At 64.5% G+C, this 19,213-nt stretch carries 18 protein-coding genes; 13 read left to right on the top strand and 5 right to left on the bottom strand.

Features of this window, described 5'->3' with window-relative positions; genetic code table 11:
• Positions 1 to 279: 279 nt before the first annotated feature.
• The 12 genes from AAZQ98_RS02050 (at position 280) to AAZQ98_RS01995 (ending at position 13,335) form a co-directional block, all read left to right on the top strand.
• Complete coding sequence (locus AAZQ98_RS02050) at positions 280 to 1,365, top strand: LLM class flavin-dependent oxidoreductase (protein ID WP_434689427.1); 1,086 nt, start codon at positions 280 to 282, stop codon at positions 1,363 to 1,365.
• A gap of 12 nt (positions 1,366 to 1,377) precedes the next feature.
• Complete coding sequence (locus tag AAZQ98_RS02045; RefSeq protein WP_434689426.1) at positions 1,378 to 2,628, top strand: acyl-CoA dehydrogenase family protein; 1,251 nt, start codon at positions 1,378 to 1,380, stop codon at positions 2,626 to 2,628.
• Entirely contained in the window at positions 2,625 to 3,413 is a 789-nt protein-coding gene (locus AAZQ98_RS02040) for an enoyl-CoA hydratase/isomerase family protein (protein WP_434689424.1), read from the top strand. The genes AAZQ98_RS02045 and AAZQ98_RS02040 overlap by 4 nt, the downstream gene beginning before the upstream one ends.
• Positions 3,414 to 3,418: 5 nt before the next feature.
• Positions 3,419 to 4,231, top strand: a complete 813-nt coding sequence (locus tag AAZQ98_RS02035) for an enoyl-CoA hydratase/isomerase family protein (RefSeq protein WP_434689423.1) — start codon at positions 3,419 to 3,421, stop codon at positions 4,229 to 4,231.
• Between the two features lie 29 nt (positions 4,232 to 4,260).
• Positions 4,261 to 5,553, top strand: a complete 1,293-nt coding sequence (locus AAZQ98_RS02030) for a hypothetical protein (RefSeq protein WP_434689422.1) — start codon at positions 4,261 to 4,263, stop codon at positions 5,551 to 5,553.
• 84 nt (positions 5,554 to 5,637) lie between these two features.
• The gene (locus AAZQ98_RS02025) at positions 5,638 to 6,600 is read left to right on the top strand and encodes a phosphotriesterase family protein (RefSeq protein WP_434689421.1); all 963 of its coding nucleotides are present in this window, start codon (positions 5,638 to 5,640) and stop codon (positions 6,598 to 6,600) included.
• Positions 6,601 to 6,617: 17 nt separating this feature from the next.
• The gene (locus tag AAZQ98_RS02020) at positions 6,618 to 7,787 is read left to right on the top strand and encodes a flavin reductase (RefSeq protein WP_434689419.1); all 1,170 of its coding nucleotides are present in this window, start codon (positions 6,618 to 6,620) and stop codon (positions 7,785 to 7,787) included.
• Positions 7,788 to 7,812: 25 nt separating this feature from the next.
• Positions 7,813 to 9,012 carry a CaiB/BaiF CoA transferase family protein gene (locus tag AAZQ98_RS02015; RefSeq protein WP_434689417.1) on the top strand — a complete coding sequence of 400 codons (1,200 nt, stop codon included), beginning with the start codon at positions 7,813 to 7,815 and terminating at the stop codon, positions 9,010 to 9,012.
• Positions 9,013 to 9,075: 63 nt separating this feature from the next.
• A complete protein-coding gene (locus AAZQ98_RS02010; protein WP_434689415.1) occupies positions 9,076 to 9,789 on the top strand; it encodes a TetR/AcrR family transcriptional regulator in 714 nt (237 codons plus the stop codon).
• Between the two features lie 56 nt (positions 9,790 to 9,845).
• A complete protein-coding gene (locus tag AAZQ98_RS02005; protein WP_434689414.1) occupies positions 9,846 to 10,625 on the top strand; it encodes an electron transfer flavoprotein subunit beta/FixA family protein in 780 nt (259 codons plus the stop codon).
• A 42-nt stretch (positions 10,626 to 10,667) separates the two neighbouring features.
• Positions 10,668 to 11,642, top strand: coding sequence for an electron transfer flavoprotein subunit alpha/FixB family protein (locus AAZQ98_RS02000; protein WP_434689412.1), 975 nt, complete (start codon positions 10,668 to 10,670; stop codon positions 11,640 to 11,642).
• Between the two features lie 73 nt (positions 11,643 to 11,715).
• The gene (locus AAZQ98_RS01995; RefSeq protein ID WP_434689410.1) at positions 11,716 to 13,335 is read left to right on the top strand and encodes a cytochrome b/b6 domain-containing protein; all 1,620 of its coding nucleotides are present in this window, start codon (positions 11,716 to 11,718) and stop codon (positions 13,333 to 13,335) included.
• Positions 13,336 to 13,379: 44 nt separating this feature from the next.
• Here AAZQ98_RS01995 and AAZQ98_RS01990 read toward each other — a convergent pair whose 3' ends face one another.
• The 4 genes from AAZQ98_RS01990 to AAZQ98_RS01975 all read right to left on the bottom strand — a co-directional run bounded on the left by AAZQ98_RS01990 (position 13,380) and on the right by AAZQ98_RS01975 (position 16,801).
• Entirely contained in the window at positions 13,380 to 14,768 is a 1,389-nt protein-coding gene (locus AAZQ98_RS01990; protein WP_434689408.1) for a cryptochrome/photolyase family protein, read from the bottom strand.
• 156 nt (positions 14,769 to 14,924) lie between these two features.
• On the bottom strand, positions 14,925 to 15,503 hold the full coding sequence (locus AAZQ98_RS01985; RefSeq protein WP_434689407.1) for a DUF3618 domain-containing protein: 579 nt from the start codon (positions 15,501 to 15,503) through the stop codon (positions 14,925 to 14,927).
• Positions 15,500 to 15,919, bottom strand: a complete 420-nt coding sequence (locus AAZQ98_RS01980) for a phage holin family protein (RefSeq protein ID WP_066142299.1) — start codon at positions 15,917 to 15,919, stop codon at positions 15,500 to 15,502. Before AAZQ98_RS01980 ends, AAZQ98_RS01985 begins: the two co-directional genes overlap by 4 nt.
• Before the next feature lie 9 nt (positions 15,920 to 15,928).
• Complete coding sequence (locus tag AAZQ98_RS01975; protein ID WP_434689405.1) at positions 15,929 to 16,801, bottom strand: hypothetical protein; 873 nt, start codon at positions 16,799 to 16,801, stop codon at positions 15,929 to 15,931.
• Positions 16,802 to 17,231: 430 nt separating this feature from the next.
• On the opposite strand from AAZQ98_RS01975, the gene AAZQ98_RS01970 reads away from it, so the two are divergent.
• Positions 17,232 to 18,608 carry an NAD-dependent succinate-semialdehyde dehydrogenase gene (locus tag AAZQ98_RS01970; RefSeq protein WP_434689403.1) on the top strand — a complete coding sequence of 459 codons (1,377 nt, stop codon included), beginning with the start codon at positions 17,232 to 17,234 and terminating at the stop codon, positions 18,606 to 18,608.
• A 142-nt stretch (positions 18,609 to 18,750) separates the two neighbouring features.
• On the opposite strand, the gene AAZQ98_RS01965 is transcribed toward AAZQ98_RS01970, so the two are convergent.
• The gene (locus AAZQ98_RS01965) at positions 18,751 to 19,068 is read right to left on the bottom strand and encodes a hypothetical protein (protein ID WP_434689401.1); all 318 of its coding nucleotides are present in this window, start codon (positions 19,066 to 19,068) and stop codon (positions 18,751 to 18,753) included.
• Positions 19,069 to 19,213: the final 145 nt, after the last annotated feature.

Genomic DNA, 19,213 nt, shown 5'->3' with positions numbered 1-19,213 from the left:
TGTGCGGATGGCGTGCGGTTTCGGGTTGATTCGGGCTCTCGAATAGCTGCTTCAGGCGGATGTTACGGTCGTTGCGCGGGTCGTATCGATTCTCTGAAAATACAATCTGACAAGCTACTTTGCATTTTCAAATGGGTCTGCTCCAGGGTTGCGGGGCGAGTGGGCGAAGGATCTTGGATGCAATTCTAGACGAACTTGTATGTATTGTGATTCAATGAACACATTCACCCAAACAAATGATCCCCATCACAGGTGATGGGCGCCAGCCAGGAGGCCAAGATGAGCCAGGACAATCTGCACTTCGGAATTTTCTGCTTGACCAACGTTCCCGAGTGGAGCAACGAACGCGAGGCAGTCCATAAGGGGATTGAGCAGATCAACCTTGCCGACAAGCTGGGCTTCGAGGAAGCATGGGTCGCCGAGCACAACGCCCGCCGCTACGGCATCATCTCCTCCTCGCAGATGCTGCTCGCCTCGGTCGCCGGCACCACCAAGAACATCCGCCTAGGCTCGGGCGTCACCCGACTGCCGATGAACCACCCGCTGAAGCTGGCCGAGGACTTCTCGCTGCTGGACGTCATCAGCGACGGACGACTGAACTTCGGCATCGGCAAGGCCTATGACCTGCTGGAATTCCAGGCCTACGGCATCGATCCGGAAGAGCGCGACGAGCGCTACCAGGAAACCTTCGAGATCATCATGCAGGGCTGGACCGAGGGCAAGATCAACTACAAGGGCAAGCACTTCCAGGTCCCGGGCCCGGGCGAGCACGCCGAAGAAATCCAGCTGATGCCGATGCCGCTGCAAAAGCCGCACCCGCCGGTCTACATCATGGTTTCCAAGACCGAGGAATCCCTGCGCTACGCAGCCCGGGAAGGCTTCGCCTTCGTGCTCGGCCAGATGCCGACCTGGGAAGAAATGGCCCACCTGGTCAACATCTACCGCGAAGAAGCCCGCGCTGCCGGCTTCAGCTACGACGCGATCGATGCGAACATCGCCCGCTCCTCGCAGCTCAAGGCCATCCACGTTTCCGATGACCACGCGACCGCCGCCAAGGAATACGAGCACGGCCTGATGTGGTACCTGAACATCCTGAGCAACCGCGCCAAGGTGGGCCTGGGCCTGACCGAATTGAACTTCCAGGAATACGTGGACAAGGGCGCCATCCTGCTCGGCTCCTCCGACGATGTGGCCCAGCAGCTCGAGGACTACAAGAAGGTCACCGGCATCGGCGGCCTGGTGGGCTGGTTCGACGCCGGCAGCCAGCCGCAGGAGCAGGTCCTGCGCTCGATGACCAAGTTCGCCGAGGAAGTCCGTCCGCAGCTGACTTCCCGTACCTCCGCGGTTGAGACCGCACAGGCCTAAGGAATAGCACCTATGACCACCATGACTGCCGGCCCCCGCGCGGGCCACAGCGAGTACAAGGAAATCGTCGACGCGTTGGTCGAGTTCATCGAGAAGGCCGTCGTGCCGATCGAGCAGGAACACGCAGAGTTCCTCAAGGACGAGAACAACATCTTCAACGCACGCGGCCTGATGACCGAGAAGTACCTGCAGATCAGCCAGCAGGTACGCGAAATGTCCGCCGAGGCAGGGTTCTACACGCTGTACGGCGACGAGTCCCTGGGCGGTGCCGAACTGCCGGCCGCGGCCATCGTGGAAATCCAGGAAACCCTGCACCACCGCTACGGCCCGGAACGTTCGCTGATCCACGAATCGGTCATCCCTTCGCCCTTCACCAACGGCCTGAGCCCGCTGCTGCTCAAGCTCTCCGAGGAAGTGCTGGCCCCGCGCATCGACGCGATCCGCGCCGGCAGCTCCACCCTGTGCTTCGCGCTATCCGAACCGGATGCCGGCTCGGATGTCTACAACCTGAAGACCCGTGCCACCAAGGTGGATGGCGGCTGGCTGGTCAACGGCCAGAAGCAGTGGATCTCCAACGCGGCGCACGCCAAGCATGCCTTCGTCTTCGCCATCACCGATCCGGAAGCGGTGGCCAACCGCACCGGCGGCATCACCTGCTTCTTCGTGGACACCGATGCACCGGGCTTCTCGGTGGATGCCGGCATCCCGATCATGGGCAAGCGCGGTTCCAATGCGACCATCCTGTCCTTCACCGACCTCAAAGTCACCGAAGCGCAGATCATTGGCGAAGAGGGCAAGGGCCTGAACCTGGCCATGGGAGGCATCAGCCGCGGCCGTGTCACCATGTCCGCCACCTGCATCGGCGTGGCCCAGTGGGCCCTGGACCAGGCGCTGGACTATGCCAAGACCCGCAAGACCTTCGGCAAGACCATTGGCCAGCACCAGATGATCCAGGCCAAGCTCGCCGAGATCGCCCGCGACATCTACCTGTGCAAGTCCGCCGTGCAGCGCACCGCGGCCCTGCTGGACGCCGGGATGCCGGCGGTCAAGGAGACCTCGATCATCAAGTTCTCCTGCACCGAGATGCTCGGCCGCGTCATCGACGAGGTCATGCAGATCCACGGCGGGCTGGGCCTGACCAATGAGCTGGGCCTGGAAGGCGCCTACCGCTTTGCGCGCACGCTGCGCATCCCGGATGGCACCAGCGAGATCCAGCGCCGCACCGTGGCCAAGCGACTGCTGGCAGGAGATACCAAGCTGTGATTGGGACCCGCACCAGCCTCGTTGCCGCCACCGATCTGTCAGGGGTCCGCACCCTGCTGCTGGACCGTGCCGAAGCGCGCAATGCGCTCAGCCCGGATCTGCGCGCGGATTTGCGCCAGGCCTTGCTCGAAGCCAACGACGATGAGAACGTGCGCGCCATCGTGCTGCGCGGCGCCGGAGGCAACTTCTGCGCCGGCGGCGATGTCAAGCGCATGGGCAAGAACACCCCCAGCAACGGGGCGGCGCGGATCTCCACGGGCCGCGAGCTCGTGGAGCTGATCCGGAACCTCAAGAAGCCGGTCATCGCCGCCGTGCAAGGCCACGCCGTCGGCGCCGGTTTCGGCCTGGCGCTGGCCGCCGACATCATCTTGGCTTCGGATACCGCGAAGTTCCAGTTCGGCTTCATCAAGCGCGCACTGGCCCCGGACAGCGCGGTGCCGCACCTGCTCTCGCAGCAGATCGGCAACCGCCGCACCCTGCACTACGCGATGACCGGAGAGGTGATCACCGGCGCGCAGGCCGCGGATCTGGGCATCGCCTCGGCCGTCTACGACGACACGAGCTTCGATCACGAGGTGGCGGACTTCGCGCAGAAGCTGGCCGACGGTCCGACCGCTGCCTACTTCGCCACCCGCAAGGTCGTCCAGGGTTCGCACACCATGACCCTGGCCCAGGCCTGGGAGCTTGAATCCTTCGCCTCGGCCGTGACCTCCACGACCGCGGACCACAAGAACTCGGTGGCGGCTTTCAAGGCCAAGACCAGCTACGAATTCCAAGGAGAGTAGGAACCATGACCGAAGTGCTCAACGAAACCCAGCTGGTGCTCATCGAACGCGATGCGGCCAAGAAGACTGCCGTGCTCTCGCTGAACCGCCCGGAGAAGCTCAACGCCTTCAACAATGCGCTGCTCGACCAGCTGATGGATGCGCTGGCCGAACTGGCTGATGACGATGATATTTCGGCAGTGATCCTGCGCGGCAACGGCAGGAGCTTCAGCGCCGGCTACGACGTGGTTTCCGGCTACTCCTCGAAGACCGCCTACCAGGACTGGCGCAACCTGCAGGAGAAGATCGACCTGTGGGAACGCATCTACCGCTTCCCCAAGCCGCTGATCGCCTCCATCGAAGGCCACTGCCTGGGCGGGGCGACCATGCTGGTCTCTTGCTGCGACCTGGTGATCGTCTCGGAAACCGCAAATATCGGCTGGCCTTCGATCCCGCTGGGCGGCGGCCTGCTCTCCCCGGTCTCGTTGTGGCATATCGGCATGCGCAAGGCCAAGGAGCTTTCCTTCATCGCCGGAAATTCGATGAGCGGTGAAGAAGCGGCGGATCTGGGCTGGGCCAATCAGGCCGTGGCCGAAGGCACCGCGCTGGAATCGGCCCAGAAGATGGCAGCCCGGGTAGCCAAGACCCCGCTGGATCTGCTCTACCTGAAGAAGCAGGCGCTGAACAAGGTCTACGACCGCCAGGGCTTCGTCGATTCCCTGCGCTCGGGCGCCGAATGGGATGCGATCTCGCACACCGCCGATTCCATCGGCGAGGTCAAGGCCCTGATGAAAGACAAGGGCCTGAAGGGCGCGATCAAGCACTTCGGACAGTCCTAGCAACCAACGATCAGCATAAGGAATAAGCCATGATTTCACCGAAGAAATTCGCCGGCGCCCTGTCCATGCTTGCCGTGGCAGCGCTGTCGCTTTCTGCCTGCGCCGGCGGGCTGAATGCCAAGTCCGGGGGCGAGAATGCCGGCGGCGAAGGCATCGCTGCCGGCGCCACCAAGGAAGAGTACATTGCCGCGTTCGCGGACATGGAACCGATCGAGCTCGACTTCCAGTACTCCAGCACCAACGCCAAGTCCTTCTCCGCGCAGCGCGACCTGGAATGGGCGAAATCCGTCGAGGAATACTCCGGCGGAAAGATCACCATCAAGGCGCATGCCTCCGGCGCGATCGCCAAGCCCACCGAGGTTCCGACCGCGCTCTCCGACGGCCGGCTGGACCTGGCGCACTACTACACCACTTACGAGCCGCAGGAAATGGCCGCCTTCGTGGACATGTCCACCTCGCTGGTGCAGCTGCCCAGCAGCCCGCTGGTCGGCGAGCTGGTCTCCCACGCGGTGATGATGGAAGTGGGGTTCAACACCGAAGAAGTCATGGCCAACTACGAGGACCGCGGCATGCACGTGCTGCACCCGGCCAACCCCAACGGCAATACCGCGGCCATCTGCCGCGATAAGAAGGACAGCCCGTCCGAGTGGGCAGGCTCGCAGATCCGCGGCAACGCGGCAGCCCATGAGGTGCAGGCCAAGGCCCTGGGCGGCGTGCTGACCTCCGTGGAACTGGCCGAGACCTATGAGGCGCTGGAGCGCGGCGTGCTCAACTGCTCGCTGCAGTCCACCGCCACCGCCAACTCCGTGGGCTGGCTGGAAGTCGCACCGCACATCATGATCCCCAAGGAGGCCAGCTTCGCGCCAGGCGCCGGGGGACTGGTTGCCGGCGCCACCTGGGATTCCCTGCCGTTGCTGGCCCAGCAGCTGATGTTCGACCGCATGGAAGACTACGTGGCTGGCGAGGACTTCAATGCCGTGGCCAGCCTGAAGATTGCCGCCGACACCGCGTCAAAGCAGGGCGGTGAGCTCGGATTCCTGGACGAGGACAGCGAAGCGGCTATCGCCAAATCCAATGAGCAGCTGCTGGAACAGGTGGAGAACTCCAAGCACCTGGACGGCAAAGCCGTGAACCAGGCTGTGGCCGATTCCATCGCCAAGTGGACCGGGATCGCCGCGGAGCTGGGCTACGAGGAAAAGGGCGAAGTCACCGGCTTCGCCGACTGGTACGAGGGTTCCACCGACTTCTCGGACAAGGAATACTTCAAGCCATTCGCCGAGCGGGTCTACGAGGAAATCATCCTTCCGCAGCGTCCGCAGTAATAACATGCTCTTTGGAAAGCCGGAGCCCCCAAATCCGGCTTTCCAAGGCACCGCACCGAACTTCCCCGGAAAGGACCTGTCGCCATGATTCCTACGCTGAACGGCGAACTGAGCGCCGAGGCGCTGGGCACCACCTTGATGCATGAGCACATCTTCGTGCTCAACGCCGAGCTGATGCTCAACTATCCGGGCCGCTTCCCGTCCCAGGAGCTGGTTGAACGCGCCGTGGGCTACCTGGAGCAGGTCAAGGCCGGGGGAGTGGATTCCATCGTGGACCTGACGGTGATGGGCACCGGGCGCAATATCCCGCTGGTCAAGCAGGTCGCCGAGCGCAGCGCGGTGAACATCATCGGGGCCACCGGCTGGTACACCTTCCATGATGCGCCGTCCTTCGCTACGCTCAACGGCCCAGGCCGGCTGCTGGGTGGCGAGGACTTGCTGGCGCAGATGTTCATCCGGGATATCCGCGAGGGCATCGACGACACCGGGGTCAAGGCCGGGGTGCTGAAATTCGCCACCGACCACTATGGGTTCAGCGACGGGGTGAAGATCATCATGCAGGCCGTGGCGGACGCGCACCTGGAAACCGGAGCTCCGGTGTTCACCCATTCGGATCCGTCCCGGCGCAACGGCCTGGAACAGCAGGACTACCTGGCCTCGCGCGGGGTCGACCTGGCGGGGGTGGTGATCGGGCACTGCGGTGACAGCGATGACCTGGACTACCTCAAGGAAGTCGCGGACCGCGGCTCGGTGCTGGGCATGGACCGCTTCGGCATGGATTCCAAGCTGCCCTTCGCGCAGCGGCTCAGCACGGTGGCGCGGCTGTGCAAGGACGGCTACGCCGCGCAGGTGGTTATTTCCACCGACTCCTCGGCCTACTCCATGAACTTCCCGGACGAAGCCCGCGCGGCGCGGCTGCCACGCTGGAAGGCCACCGAAATCATGGACAACGTCGTGCCGGGCCTGCGGGAACTAGGAGTTCCGGAGGCCGACATCACCCAAATGCTCATCAGCAATCCACGTCGAATCCTAGGGGACGCACAATGAAAACAGGAGAAGCAGTCATGGCAAAGATCGAAGCCTACGAATTCCGCCGGGTACTCGGCGCGTTCCCCACTGGCGTGGTGATCGTGACCGGCATGGACGATGCAGGACAGCCGCTGGCGATGACCGTCGGCTCCTTCGTCTCGGTCTCGCTGGATCCGGCCCTGGTGGGCTTCCTGCCTACCAAGACGAGCTCGTCCTGGGCGGCGCTGCAGAACCGCAAGGGCACCCGCTTCGGCATCAACGTGCTGGCCAGCGACCAGGAAGACCTCTGCCGGGCCGTGGCCTCGCGCAAGCAGGACAAGCTCGAGGGCTTCGAGTGGGAGTTGTCCGAGCACGGCAGCCCGATCCTGGCCGACTCCGTGGCCTTCATCGACTGCGAGATGCACTCGGTCTCCGATGCCGGGGACCACGACTGGGTGATGGGCAGCGTGCTGGACCTGTTCACGCTGTCCTCCAGCCTCCCGCTGCTGTTCTTCCGCGGCGGCTACGGTTCCTTCGCCCCGGGCTCGATGGCGATCACCACCGACATCCCGGTCAGCGTGCTGGGCCAGCTGGATCTGATCCGCCCGCAGATGGAACGGCTCTCCGCGGAGCTGGTTGCCGAGGTCTCGGTGATGACCCGGCTGGAAGGCGAACTGGTCAACGTGGGCTCCGCCGGAGCATCCACCCGTGCTGGCCGTTCCAGCCGCGTGGGAATCCACGTGCCGTTCATGCCGCCGATCGGGGGAGTATTCGCGGCATTCGGCGGACCGGAAGCCGAGGCTGCGTGGCTGGAGCAGATCCACCCGGATGCCGATCCGTCGCTGCGCGAGCACTTCGAGGCGGGGCTGGCCACGGTCCGCGAACGCGGCTACGCCTCGGGCATCGGCCATGAGCAGGGCGCCGGCATCGAAGTCTCGGCCCGCGCCGCGTTCATCGGCAAGGACCCCGCCGCCCGCGAGAAGCTGCGCGCGGTGGTGCACGATGCCGCCGAGACCTTCAACACCGCGCAGGTCCAGGCCGACGGCGACTACGAATTCCACTCGGCTACCGCACCGGTCTTCGACAAGGACGGGGCGTGCCTGTTCTCCATGACCGTATGGGGCTCGGATGCGCTGACCAGCGGCGCGGACGTGCTGGCGATCGTCGAACGCCTGCAGCGCGCGGCAGATGCCGCCAGCCAGGAACTGAAATTCCGCTCCCGCTAGCCACCTGAGAACAAAGGGCAGTCACATGCTGAAGTCATTTACCGATCTGGTGGTCCTCGAATTGGGCCACATCTACAACGGGCCCTACTGCGGGCTGCTGTTCGCCCATCTGGGCGCCGAAGTCATCAAGGTGGAGCCGCTGTCCGGCGAGCGGCTGCGCACCCGCGCCCGTGGCGACGCGGACCCGCAGGAATTCATCATGCTCAACTCCAACAAGAAGTCCGTCGCCCTGGATCTGAAGAGCGAGGCCGGCAAGGACGCCTTCCTGAAGCTCGTTGACAAGGCCGATGTGCTGGTGGAGAACTACGCGCCGAACACCTTGGAGCGCTTGGGGCTGGGCCTGGAGTCGCTGCTGGAACGCAATCCGCGCCTGGTCATCGCCTCGGGCAAGGGCTACGGGACCAGCGGACCGTACTCGCAGATGCCGGCCATGGACCTGACGGTCCAGGCGATGTCCGGAGCCATCGGCTCCACGGGCTTCGCCGACGGCCCTCCGGTCAAGTCCGGTCCGGCCTTCACCGACTTCTCCGGCGGCATCCACCTGTTCGGTGGCGCCATGGCGGCGCTGTTCGACCGCACCGCGACAGGCAAGGGGCAAATCGTCGAGGTCTCCATGCACGACACCATTTACCCGATGCTCACTTCCGCGCTCAGTGCACTGCACAACCAGCCCGATAGCCAGCTGCCCGAGCGAACCGGCAACCAGCACTCCGGGCTGGCCATCGCCCCGTACAACGTGTACCAGGCCGCCGATGGCTGGCTGGCGATCATCTGCGCTTCGGACCACCACTGGGTCCGGCTAGCCAAGGCGCTGGGCTTCGGCGAGGCCGTGGATGATCCGCGCTTCGCGGACCCGGTGGGCCGCGCCGAGCACATGGACGAGATCGATGCGCTGGTCACCGGCGCCACCAAGGCGCTGACCAGGGACGAGATTTCCGAGCTGCTGGGCGGGGCCGGGGTGCCCTTCGCCCCGGTGAAGACCCTGCGCGAAGTGGATACGGACCCGCACCTGATCGAGCGGGAAATGATCCGCTATGTCGACCACCCGGAAAACGGCCGGGTGCCGGTGGTGGGCAATCCGTTGAAAATGTCCGCCCTGCAGCCCGGCGCCGAACTGGGCATCGCGCCGAAGGTCGGAGCGGACCAGGCCGAAGTGCTCGGCCGCCTGCTGGGTCTGGATGCCGAACAGGCCGAAGCGCTGCGCGCGGTTCCGGTACGGCTCTAGGCCCCAGAAATCATCGATAGCTGGCAGAATTTAGCTAAATCACTCCGGCTCGAAGGACAAGCAATGCAAACAGAAGCAGTTGAAGAACAAGCCCCGCCCAGCCGCAGCGAGGTCCGGCAAGCCGAGATCGCGCTGTTCCTCGACGCGCTGAACCGCTGGACCGACGCGAAGTCCAAGGCCGCCCCGGTCTACAAGCGCGGAGTCAACACCCGCATGCAGATCATCGAAGCGGCCCGCCGGGTCTTCGTTCGCATGGGCTACATCGACACGTCGGTGGAGGACCTGCTGCACGAGGCCGGGATTTCCCGGGCCACCTTCTACTCGCACTTCCGCAGCAAGAAGGCGGTTTTCGCCTCGGTGGTGGAAGAGCATGTGCGCGGGCGGCTCTCGCAGACGAACGTGACCAACGTGGACAAGAGCGATTACCGGGGCAAGGTCACGCAGACCATCGAGCGCTTCATGAACAACTACACCAACACCCAGGACCTGTCGCTGGTCATCGAGCAGGTGGCCCATTACGACGAGGAATTCCGCAATATCCGCCTGGTCATCAGGGACCTGTTCATCGACCGCATCGCCCGCGGCATCCGGCGCCAGCAGGCCGCTGGAGCAGTGGCCGAGAGCGTGAACGCCCGCGACGCGGCCACCTTGGTGCTGTCCATGATGACCAATATCGCGCAGGTGGAAATCGGCTGGAAGAAGCGCAAGCCCACGGCCGATTTGATTGAGATGATGACCAATTTCTGGTGCGCCGGAATTGGCTGGAACGAACACTGACGTTTGCGCGTAAGCGTTGGCACGGCGCCATGCCGGCCAACAGATAGGGAAACACCATGAAGCTCATTGTCCTTGTCAAGCAGGTGCCTGACACTGGGGAAACCCGGCTGCTGAACCTCGAGACCGGAATCCTGGATCGGGCCGCCACCGAGGCGATCCCGGACGAGATCACCGAGCGCGCGCTGGAGTGCGCGTTGCGGATGAAGGATGAGGACAGCAGTGTCGAGGTCATCGCGCTCTCGGCCGGAGACGCCGACGCAGAGAAATCGCTGCGCAAGGCGCTGTCCATGGGCGCGGACCGGGCCATCCAGGTGGTGGATGGCACGCTGGCCGGCTCGGATATGCTGCAGACCGCCAAGGTCCTGGCCGCGGCCATCAAGCGCGAGGAATTCGACCTGGTGATTGCCGGAAACCAGTCCACCGACGGCAAAGGCGGCATGGTTCCGGCCATGATCGCCGAAATGCTCGGCCGCCCTGTGCTCACCGACCTGTCCGAGTTCAGCGTGGAAGGTGGCGAAGTCACCGCCACCATGCGCACCGAACAGCATGAGCTGCAGCTGGCCGCGCAGTGCCCAGCAGTGCTCAGCGTGACCGAACGCGCCGCCGAGGCCCGTTTCCCCTCCTTCAAGGGCATTATGGCCGCGAAGAAGAAACCGCTGGACAAGCTCACCCTCGATGATTTGGGAATCCAGGCCGGGCCGGCCTACGCACCGAACCGCTCAGTGATGGTCTCGGCCGCCGCCGCTGCGCCCAAGCAGACCGGTCCGAAGCTGGAAGACGACGAGCAGGCCGTGGCCAAGCTCGTGGACTTCCTGGAATCCAAGCACCTGGTGTGAGAACCCCCTGCACTCCGACAAACTTTCAACCCTGAGGAAGAAATGCCGAATATCCTAGTGTTCGCGGAAACCAACCCGGAAGGCCAGCTGGCTGGCGGCACCGCCGCGCTGCTGGGCGCTGCCCAGAGCGTCGGCGAACCGATCGCCGTGGCCTGCAGCACCGAGGGGCAAGCTCCAGCAGTGGCCGAGCAGCTAGGGCAATTGGGTGCCGGTTCGGTGCTCATCATGACCCGCGCCGAAGGCCATGAGGCCCGCTTTGCCACCGACGAGGTAGCCGCGTTGGCGCATGCGGTTTCCGCGCATGCCCCGCTGGCGGTCTTCCTGGAACATGCAGTGGTCGGCCGCGCCATCGCCGGACGTCTGGCGGCTCGAATTGGCGCTGCGGTATCAGCCGACGCCATTGGCGTCGCCTGGGAAGAGGACGAGATCATCACCGAGCATTCGGTATTCGGCGGCGATTTCTCTACTGAATCAACGGTGGAGGGCGGAACGATGATCGCCACGCTGCGCGCAGGAAGCATCGCCCAGCGGGCCGAACCGCGCACCGCGCAGGTGCAGATCCTTGCCTTGCCAGCAGGCGAGCAGGCCGGGGCACGGATCCTGGGCACCACTGCGATTGCCAATGACGCTGGCCGGCCAGCGCTGAACGGGGCCTCTGCGGTGGTCTCCGGCGGCCGCGGCGTCGCTTCGAAGGAGAATTTCGCTCTGGTCGAGCAGCTCGCGGACGTGTTCGGCGCTGCCGTGGGCGCCTCGCGCGCGGCCGTGGATGCCGGCTATGTCCCGCAAAGCCTGCAGGTGGGCCAGACCGGTGTCGCAGTATCTCCGGACCTGTATATCGCCTTGGGCATTTCCGGAGCCATCCAGCACCGTGCCGGCATGCAGACCGCCAAGACCATTGTGGCCATCGACAAGAACGGGGATGCCCCGATTTTCGAGATCGCGGACTTCGGCATTGTCGGCGACCTCTTCTCGGTGGTCCCGCGGATCATCGACGAGGTCAACGCCCGCAAGAACTAGGCCCAAGGGCCACTTCCGCTGCGCGCAGGGCACAGTTCTCGGCTCGCGCGCACGTAGCAATGGAGCAATTCGCATGAATGAGATGGCAACTGGCGTGCGCACCAAGCGCCGCATGGGCGGCATCCCGCCGCTGGCCCCCGATTTGGTGATCGATGGACCGGTGGCCATGGTCCGCGACGAGCGCGCCGCCGCGGCATCGGCTGCTGCACCGGTGCCGGCCCAAGTCCACCCTGCGGGGCACGCACCGCAGGACGCTGCAGTGCCTGAGCCGGCTGCAATGCCGGCAACCCCGGCAGTGCAGCCGGTCCAGGTCTCGGCGCACCGCCGCCGCCTGGGCGGAGCCAGCACGGTGCCGCTGCTTCTCCCGCAGCCGCAGGTTCCGGCCGCGCAGCAGGCACAGACCAGCGAGCCGATCCCGCAGGCACCGGATGCCGCCATGGCGCAGACCGGCACGGCGCAGACCAGTGCTGAGGTCCAGGCCCAGCCTGCACCGGCAATCGCTGAGCCCAAGGGCCGCCGGATGCCTGGCGCTTCGAATGTCCCTTTGCTGGTAGCCGCAGGACAGCCGCAGAGTCCAGCTCGGCACCAAGTCCCGGAGCCGGTCCAAGACCAGCCCGCTGTTTCCGCGCCGGCCGCCATCGAGCGTCCGGATGCGGAGCGGGTCCGGGCCCAAAGCGCACCAGCCCAGAGTGCACCGGTCAAGGATCCTGCTGCGGTTGCCCAACAAACTGCACTTGCGCCGGCGGCGCCGGCCGCGGCTAAAGCTGCCCCGCCGGCCAAAAAGCTCCCGTCGAAATACGCCAAGCTGGCGTGGCAAGTCGGCGCAGTCCTGGCGGTTTGCGTGGCTGCGGTGCTGCTGGCCCAATGGGCGCGCGGTACCGAAGCTGTCCAGGGGTTCATCGACACCTACCCTGGCCACGCCTCGCAACCGGCCTCGACTCCGGAAGGCATACCTGCCTGGCTGGGCTGGCAGCACTTCCTGAACATGTTCTTCATGGTGCTGATCGTCCGTTCGGGACTGCAGGTGCGGTTGCAGAGCAAGCCTCCGGGCTACTGGACGGCCAAGAAGCGTTCCTTCTTCTCGCCAGGCAGCCAGTCACCGAAGAAGATCTCCTTGACGCAGTGGTTCCACCAGCTGCTCGATGTGGCCTGGGTGCTCAATGGCGTGTTGTTCGTGATCGCGTTGTTCGCCACCGGCTTCTGGGCGCGTATCGTCCCGACCAGCTGGGATGTCTTCCCGAACATGCTCTCTGCCGGGATCCAATACGCATCGCTGGATTGGCCAGATGAGAACGGGTGGATCCACTACAACGCGCTGCAGGTGATGGCCTACTTCATCACCGTCTTCATTGCCGCCCCGCTGGCTGTCATTTCCGGCGTGCGGATGTCCACCTGGTGGCCCTCAGTCAGTGGGAAACTCTCGAAGTTCTACCCGGTGGAAGCGGCCCGGGCAATCCATATCCCGGTCATGGTCTACTTCGTGGGCTTCGTCGCGGTGCACGTATTCCTGGTCTTCTTCACCGGAGCCCGCCGGAACCTGAACCACATGTTTACCTCGCGGGACGTGGCCGATTTCTGGGGACTGGTGGTCTTCGCAGTCTCCGTGCTGGCCATCGCCGCCGCTTGGTTCCTCTCCAGTCCGATGTTCATCCGGCCGCTGGCCGGGGCCATGGGCAAGGTCTCCAAGAACTAACGCTGCGAATGCCGGTGCCAACCCCATGGCACCGGCATTGCCGTTCAGGAGCCGGCCGAGAGTTTCATCTGCTCGTAAGCATCCAATGCAGCCCGCCGCGATTGCTTCAGGTCCACAATGGGCTCCGCAGCCAGCGGCGCGAATCGAGCCGCATAGCTTCCCTGGGGATCGAATTTCTTGGCCTGCAGTTCCGGGTTGAACACCCTGAAATACGGTGCCGCATCGGCGCCGCTTCCAGCCACCCACTGCCAATTGGCCGAATTGCTGGCGAGATCCGCATCAACCAAGGTGTCCCAGAACCAGCGCTCGCCGACCTTCCAATGCACTTGCAGGTTCTTGACCAGCAGGCTGGCTGCCACCATCCGCACCCGGTTATGCATCCAGCCGGTCTGCCAGAGCTGCTGCATGCCGGCATCGACCAGCCCGAAGCCGGTGCGCCCCTTCTGCCAGAGCCGCACCTGGCCGGCGGCATGCGGGTCCTGCTCAGGCCAGGCCCAGTCGAAGTGGTCGAACTCAGCACGCAGATTCCGCTCCGGAAGCTGCGGGTGATGGTAGTACAGGTGCCAGCAGAAGTCACGCCAGGCCAGCTGGCGCCGCAGGGCGGTGGCTCCTGCCGCGGCCTCGGGATGCTCGGCGGCAAGCCGGCCCAAAGCGTCCCACATCTCGCGGGCGCCCAGGTGCCCCCAGCGCAAGGCGGGGGACAAAGCCGAGGTGCCATCTAGATCGGGGCGGTCATGGTGCTCCGCGTAGCCTTCGGCTATCGATTCCAGCACCTCGCCCAGGCGCTGGCGCGCTGGCGCCTCGCCGGGCTCCCATCGCGCAGCAAGGCCGGCGGTCCATTCGATATCCGGCAGCAATCCCAAATGGTCCAGGTCCTCGCCGGAAGGAACCGAAGCTTTGGCGATGGCGTCCTGCGCCCGGGGCGCTGGAAGCGGCGGCCTGGTCTTGCTGTCGCGCAACGCGTTGTAGAAGGGCGTGAAGACCTTGTAACCGGTGTTGTTCTTGGTCAGCAGCTCCCAGGGCTCATGCAAGAGCATCCCGCTGTAGCTGCGGGCGTGGACGCCTCGGGCCTGCAGCTCCTGCTTGATCTGCATGTCGACGGCGCGTTCGGCGTGGCCGTAGCGGCGGTTCCAGTGCACGGTCTGCACGTTGCCTTCGTGCACGAGTTCGCTGATGATCTCGGCGGCCGGGCCTTGGCGCAGGATGAGCGGGATTCCCAGTTGTCCCAGCGACCGGCGAAGGTCCTCCAGCGCCTGATGCAGCCACCATTTGGCCGCGCCGCCCAGCGGTCGGATGCCGGCAGATTCCTGGTCCAGGACATACACCGCGATCACCGGACCGGAAGAAAGCGCGGCATCCAACGCTGGGTGATCGTTAGTGCGCAGATCATCGCGGAACCATACCAGCTGCGTAGGCAAAGCAGACTGGGTCATTTGGGATTCTCCATGGACTCATCCTAGTGGTTATTTAGCTTAGCTAGCTAAATTATGGTGGATGCCCTGACTGGCTCGGCGCCTACCGGGCAGAGCAAGAGGCTGGTGGTTCCAATCAGTGATTGCACGCACCAGCCTCTTGCCGCCCCCAGTGGATCAGGAGCCGTTACCCATCTCCTTGGCCGTGTCCTTCGCTTCGCCGTGCAGATGCTCGGCTTCGGAGTTGGCCTCGGATTTCACGGTCTGCACGGATTCCTGGGCGGAATCCCGCAGGTCCTCGGCGGCCTGCCGCGCAGGCTCCCGAAGGTCTTCGGCAATCTGCTTCGCCGCATCCTTGGCCTCTTCGGCCAGCGGTTCTGCCTTGTCCTTGACCCGCTGGACCAGCTCGGCTTCTTTCTGGGTCCCCGGAAGCAGCGACGAGGCTAGCAGTCCTGCCCCGAAGGCGATGATTCCGGCGGCCAGCGGATTGCCCTTGGTCTGCTCCACCACCCTGTGCGGTGCGTCCCTGACGGCTTCCGCGGCGTCCTCGCCGTAGTGGTGCAGCTGGTCACTCGTTGATTCACCGGTTCCCATGACGGAGTCCTTCACCTTCCTGAATGAGTCCTTGACCTTTTCGGATTGTCGGTGGGCAATATGGCTGGGACTGACCCTGTCGGCAATCGCATCCACATCCTGTTGCATGTCGCCTCGTGTCTGGGCGATTTCCGCGCGGAGTTCTTCTGAATTCTTGCTCATGGTGCATCATCCTTCGGAGTAAAAGCTGATGGAATCCTCTTGACTGTCTCGGCCGTATTAGGCAATCCCTTGATCTCTTGCATCTTCTTCTTGGCTGCGCTTGCCAAGACCAGACCGATCACCGCCCAGAGGGCGGCGACCACCAAGGCCGAGAAGCCGTAGCCAATCCAGAGCGACAATCCGAAGAAAGCCGCAACGGAAAGGAACAGCAAGACGAAATGGCCGGCAACACCGGCACCGGCGTACATGCCCGCACCCTTGCCGGCGGAGCTGGCCGACTCCTTCAACTCCGTCTTTGCCAGCTCGATCTCTTGGCGAACCAGCAGCGATACGTTCTGGGTCAGGTCATTGAACAGGGCGCCGAGGGAACTGCGTTCATGTTCTGCGGAATCGGGATCTGGCGTCGTGTGAGTCATCGAATGCTCCTAGCGGTAGTCGGTGCTGCGCGGATCCCCAGGAGGGTAGGAACGCAGCGGGTCAACGTCCACCGAATCGGCATGCAGCGGGTTGCCTGCCGAATCCACGCGGGTGGTTCCCTGGAAGGACGGGTCAACCCGCACCGGACCTGGCCCATCTCCGGCCGCGGCGTTCGGTGCGCTGGTGGTGCCGGGGCGCGGTGCCTGGTCGCGGTGCCCTGTGCCCTCTTTCGGCTCGCTGGCATTTCGGGTCATGCGTCCTGCCAGCAGGCCGGCGCCCAGCGCCAGCCCCAAGAAGGCCGCAGGGCGTTTGCGTGCAAAGCCCTTGACCTCATCCAGCAAGTCGTGCGGCTCGCGCTGTTCGAGCCAATCGGCGGCCTGTCCGCTGTGATGCGAAGCCTGGTCCACCAGCATGGAGGCGGTCCCGCTCGCGCTGGACTGGTCGAGCATGGCGCGGAACTCATCGCTGATGTCGCGCAGGTTGGCCGCGACCTTCCGCTGCTGCGCGGAGGTCTGCTCCTTCAGGTCGGAGCCGAGTTCATCCCACAGGTGGGTGGCCTGGTCCTTGGCCTGCTCAGCGAGCATCGAGGCTTCCTGCTTGGCGCTGTCAAGCACGTGGGTGGCGGATTCCTGGCCCTCGCGCGCCAGATCCTGGGCTGCCTGCGCTTTGCCCGACGTACTGCCGCTCCCTGCGGACTGCAGGTCATCGGAATCATGCGCGTCGGCAGGTACCGGTTCGACAGTGCCCGACGGGAACAGGTCGGTTTGCGGCTCGGTCAACGGATCCGGATCGTTCAGGCCGTGGCGGACGGTTCCGGGTTGCGGGGTGCTGCGCGGGTCATCGGGGAATGGATTCGAACTGGTGTAATCGTTGGTGCTCATGTCTTCCCTTCCTCTGCTGCTGTCGTCAGCTGCGGGTGGCGCGGCAGGTGGCCGCGCATCCGGCTCCGCAGTCCGTGCGGAGCGCTGCTGGTTGCCTACGACGCTAGGCAAGAGCGCGCCGCAGGTCACGGATCGCGGCCAATCCGCAGGAAGCATTCAGGTTCGATGGCGACAGCTCGGAGCTTCCAGGAAAGCAGGAGGCAAGCGAGTAGGATCGAGCCGGATCCCGAGCGTCCAGCGCACCACCCGGCGCAGCTGCGAGGAGTCCAGCAGCACTGCAATCCCTGCTGCGGCCCAGTCCGCGGCGTTGGAGGAGCAGCGGCAGTTTCCGTGGCGAACACGCCAATACCCGAAGAGTCCGGGGCATTGGCGACGGGAGCTGGAAGACTGGGCGCTAAGTGTCCAACAAGCGAATCTTCGAAGGAGCACCATGTCCACTTATGCCGTTACCAATCCCGCCACCGGCGTAGTCGAAGCAACCTACCCGACTGCCACCGATGCGCAGATCCAGGATGCCATCGCCCAGGCGCACAACGCCTACACCCAGTGGTCGGTCTCCGCCCTGGATGAACGCGTCGCCCTGCTGGAGCGCGTGGCAGACATCTACGAGGCACGCGCCGATCAGCTGGCCGCGATCATCACCCGCGAGATGGGCAAGCCCATCAAGCAGTCGCTGGGGGAAATCGGCATCGTGGCGGCGATCTACCGCTACTACGCCAAGAACGGTCCGGGGTACCTGGCCGACGAGGAGCTGGAGATCGCTTCGGGCGGCAAGGCGCTGGTGCGCAAGGAAGCGGTCGGCGCGCTGCTGGGCATCATGCCGTGGAATTTCCCGTACTACCAGGTGGCACGCTTCGCCGGGCCGAACCTGATGAACGGCAACACCATCCTGCTCAAGCACGCGCCGCAGTGCCCGGAATCGGCGCTGGCCATGGAAGAGATCTTCAAGGAAGCAGGCGCCCCGCAGGGCGCGTATGTGAACATCTTCGCCACCAATGACCAGGTCGCGGACATCATCGCCGACCGCCGGGTGCAGGGAGTATCCCTGACCGGTTCCGAGCGCGCCGGAGCGGCCGTGGCAGAGATTGCCGGGCGCAACTTGAAGAAGGTGGTGCTGGAACTGGGCGGCTCGGATCCATTCGTGGTCTTCGATGACGCGGATGTGGCGCGCACCGCCAAGCTGGGCATGCGCGCCCGCTTCGGGAACACCGGCCAGGCCTGCAACGCGGCCAAGCGCTTCATTATCGATTCCTCGGTCTACGAGGACTTCTCCCAGGCGCTGGTGGAGCAGGTGGCCGGAATCAAGGTGGGCGACCCGGCCCAGCCGGAGAATTTCCTCGGCCCGCTGTCTTCGGCCGCGGCCCGCGACGGCTTGGCCGCACAGGTGCAGGATGCCATCGACAAGGGTGCCCAGGTCCTGGCCGGAGGCAAGCCGATTCAGGGCGAGGGCGCATTCTACGAGCCGACCATCCTCGCCGGGGTGACCCCCGAGATGCGCGCCTTCTCCGAGGAGCTCTTCGGCCCGGTCGCCGTGCTCTACAAGGTGGATGGCGAAGAGGAAGCCGTGGCCTTGGCCAACAACACCGACTACGGGCTGGGAGCTTCCATCCACACCCGGGACATGGAACGCGCAGAGCGCGTTTCCGTGCAGCTGCAAAGCGGCATGGTGGCCGTCAACGAGCCTTCGGCTTCCTACCCTGAGCTGCCTTTTGGCGGCGTGAAGCGCTCGGGCATTGGCCGCGAGCTGGGCAAGTACGGCATGGACGAATTCATCAACCACAAGCTGGTGAAGATCGCCGGGCGCTAAGCCAGGGGATTGCGGCAACGGTCCTGGCTTTCCCGGAGAGTTCCGGGAAAGCCAGGACCGTCAGTCGAAAATGGCCTAGATGAGGTTAGCAACGAGTCGTTGAATCAGCGGCACCTGGGCGGGGCCTCCGGTGCCCCGGCAGCTAGCTGCGCGTCATCGCCAGCGGCCACTGTTCTTCCGGGGTGAAGACTGGCAGGGCGTTGGCAATGGCCGTGTGGGTCCAGTACCGAACCCGGAAAGCCAGCATTCCTTTTTCCTCCGCTTGCTCGAAGAGCGTGCAGATCCGGGTATTCGCAGGAGTCTCATCGACGATTCGAAGAGCACCGTTGGGAGGCGAGACATGGATGAAACGAAGCTGCTCGCCCTGGCCGTCCAGTATCGCCACGAGAACAGCGCAATTGTGAACGGAAGCGAGGCCCATGACATCGTCTACCGGCTCGTTGAGTTGTGCAATGATCACGGGCATTCCTTGGATCCACCCGTACTCGCTCAGATGGGAGCGTCCTTCGCGCGATCCCAGGAGTTCGGCGACACGTTCAGCAGTCTTGGACCTGACTATACGTCCTGGCATTAGTACTACCTCCACTTTGTTCGTAACTCTCGAG

Source organism: Glutamicibacter sp. Je.9.36 (assembly GCF_051129975.1).
Lineage (GTDB): Bacteria > Actinomycetota > Actinomycetes > Actinomycetales > Micrococcaceae > Glutamicibacter.
Note: the sequence above shows the minus strand (reverse complement) of the source record. Positions and strands in the feature narration are given on the sequence as shown.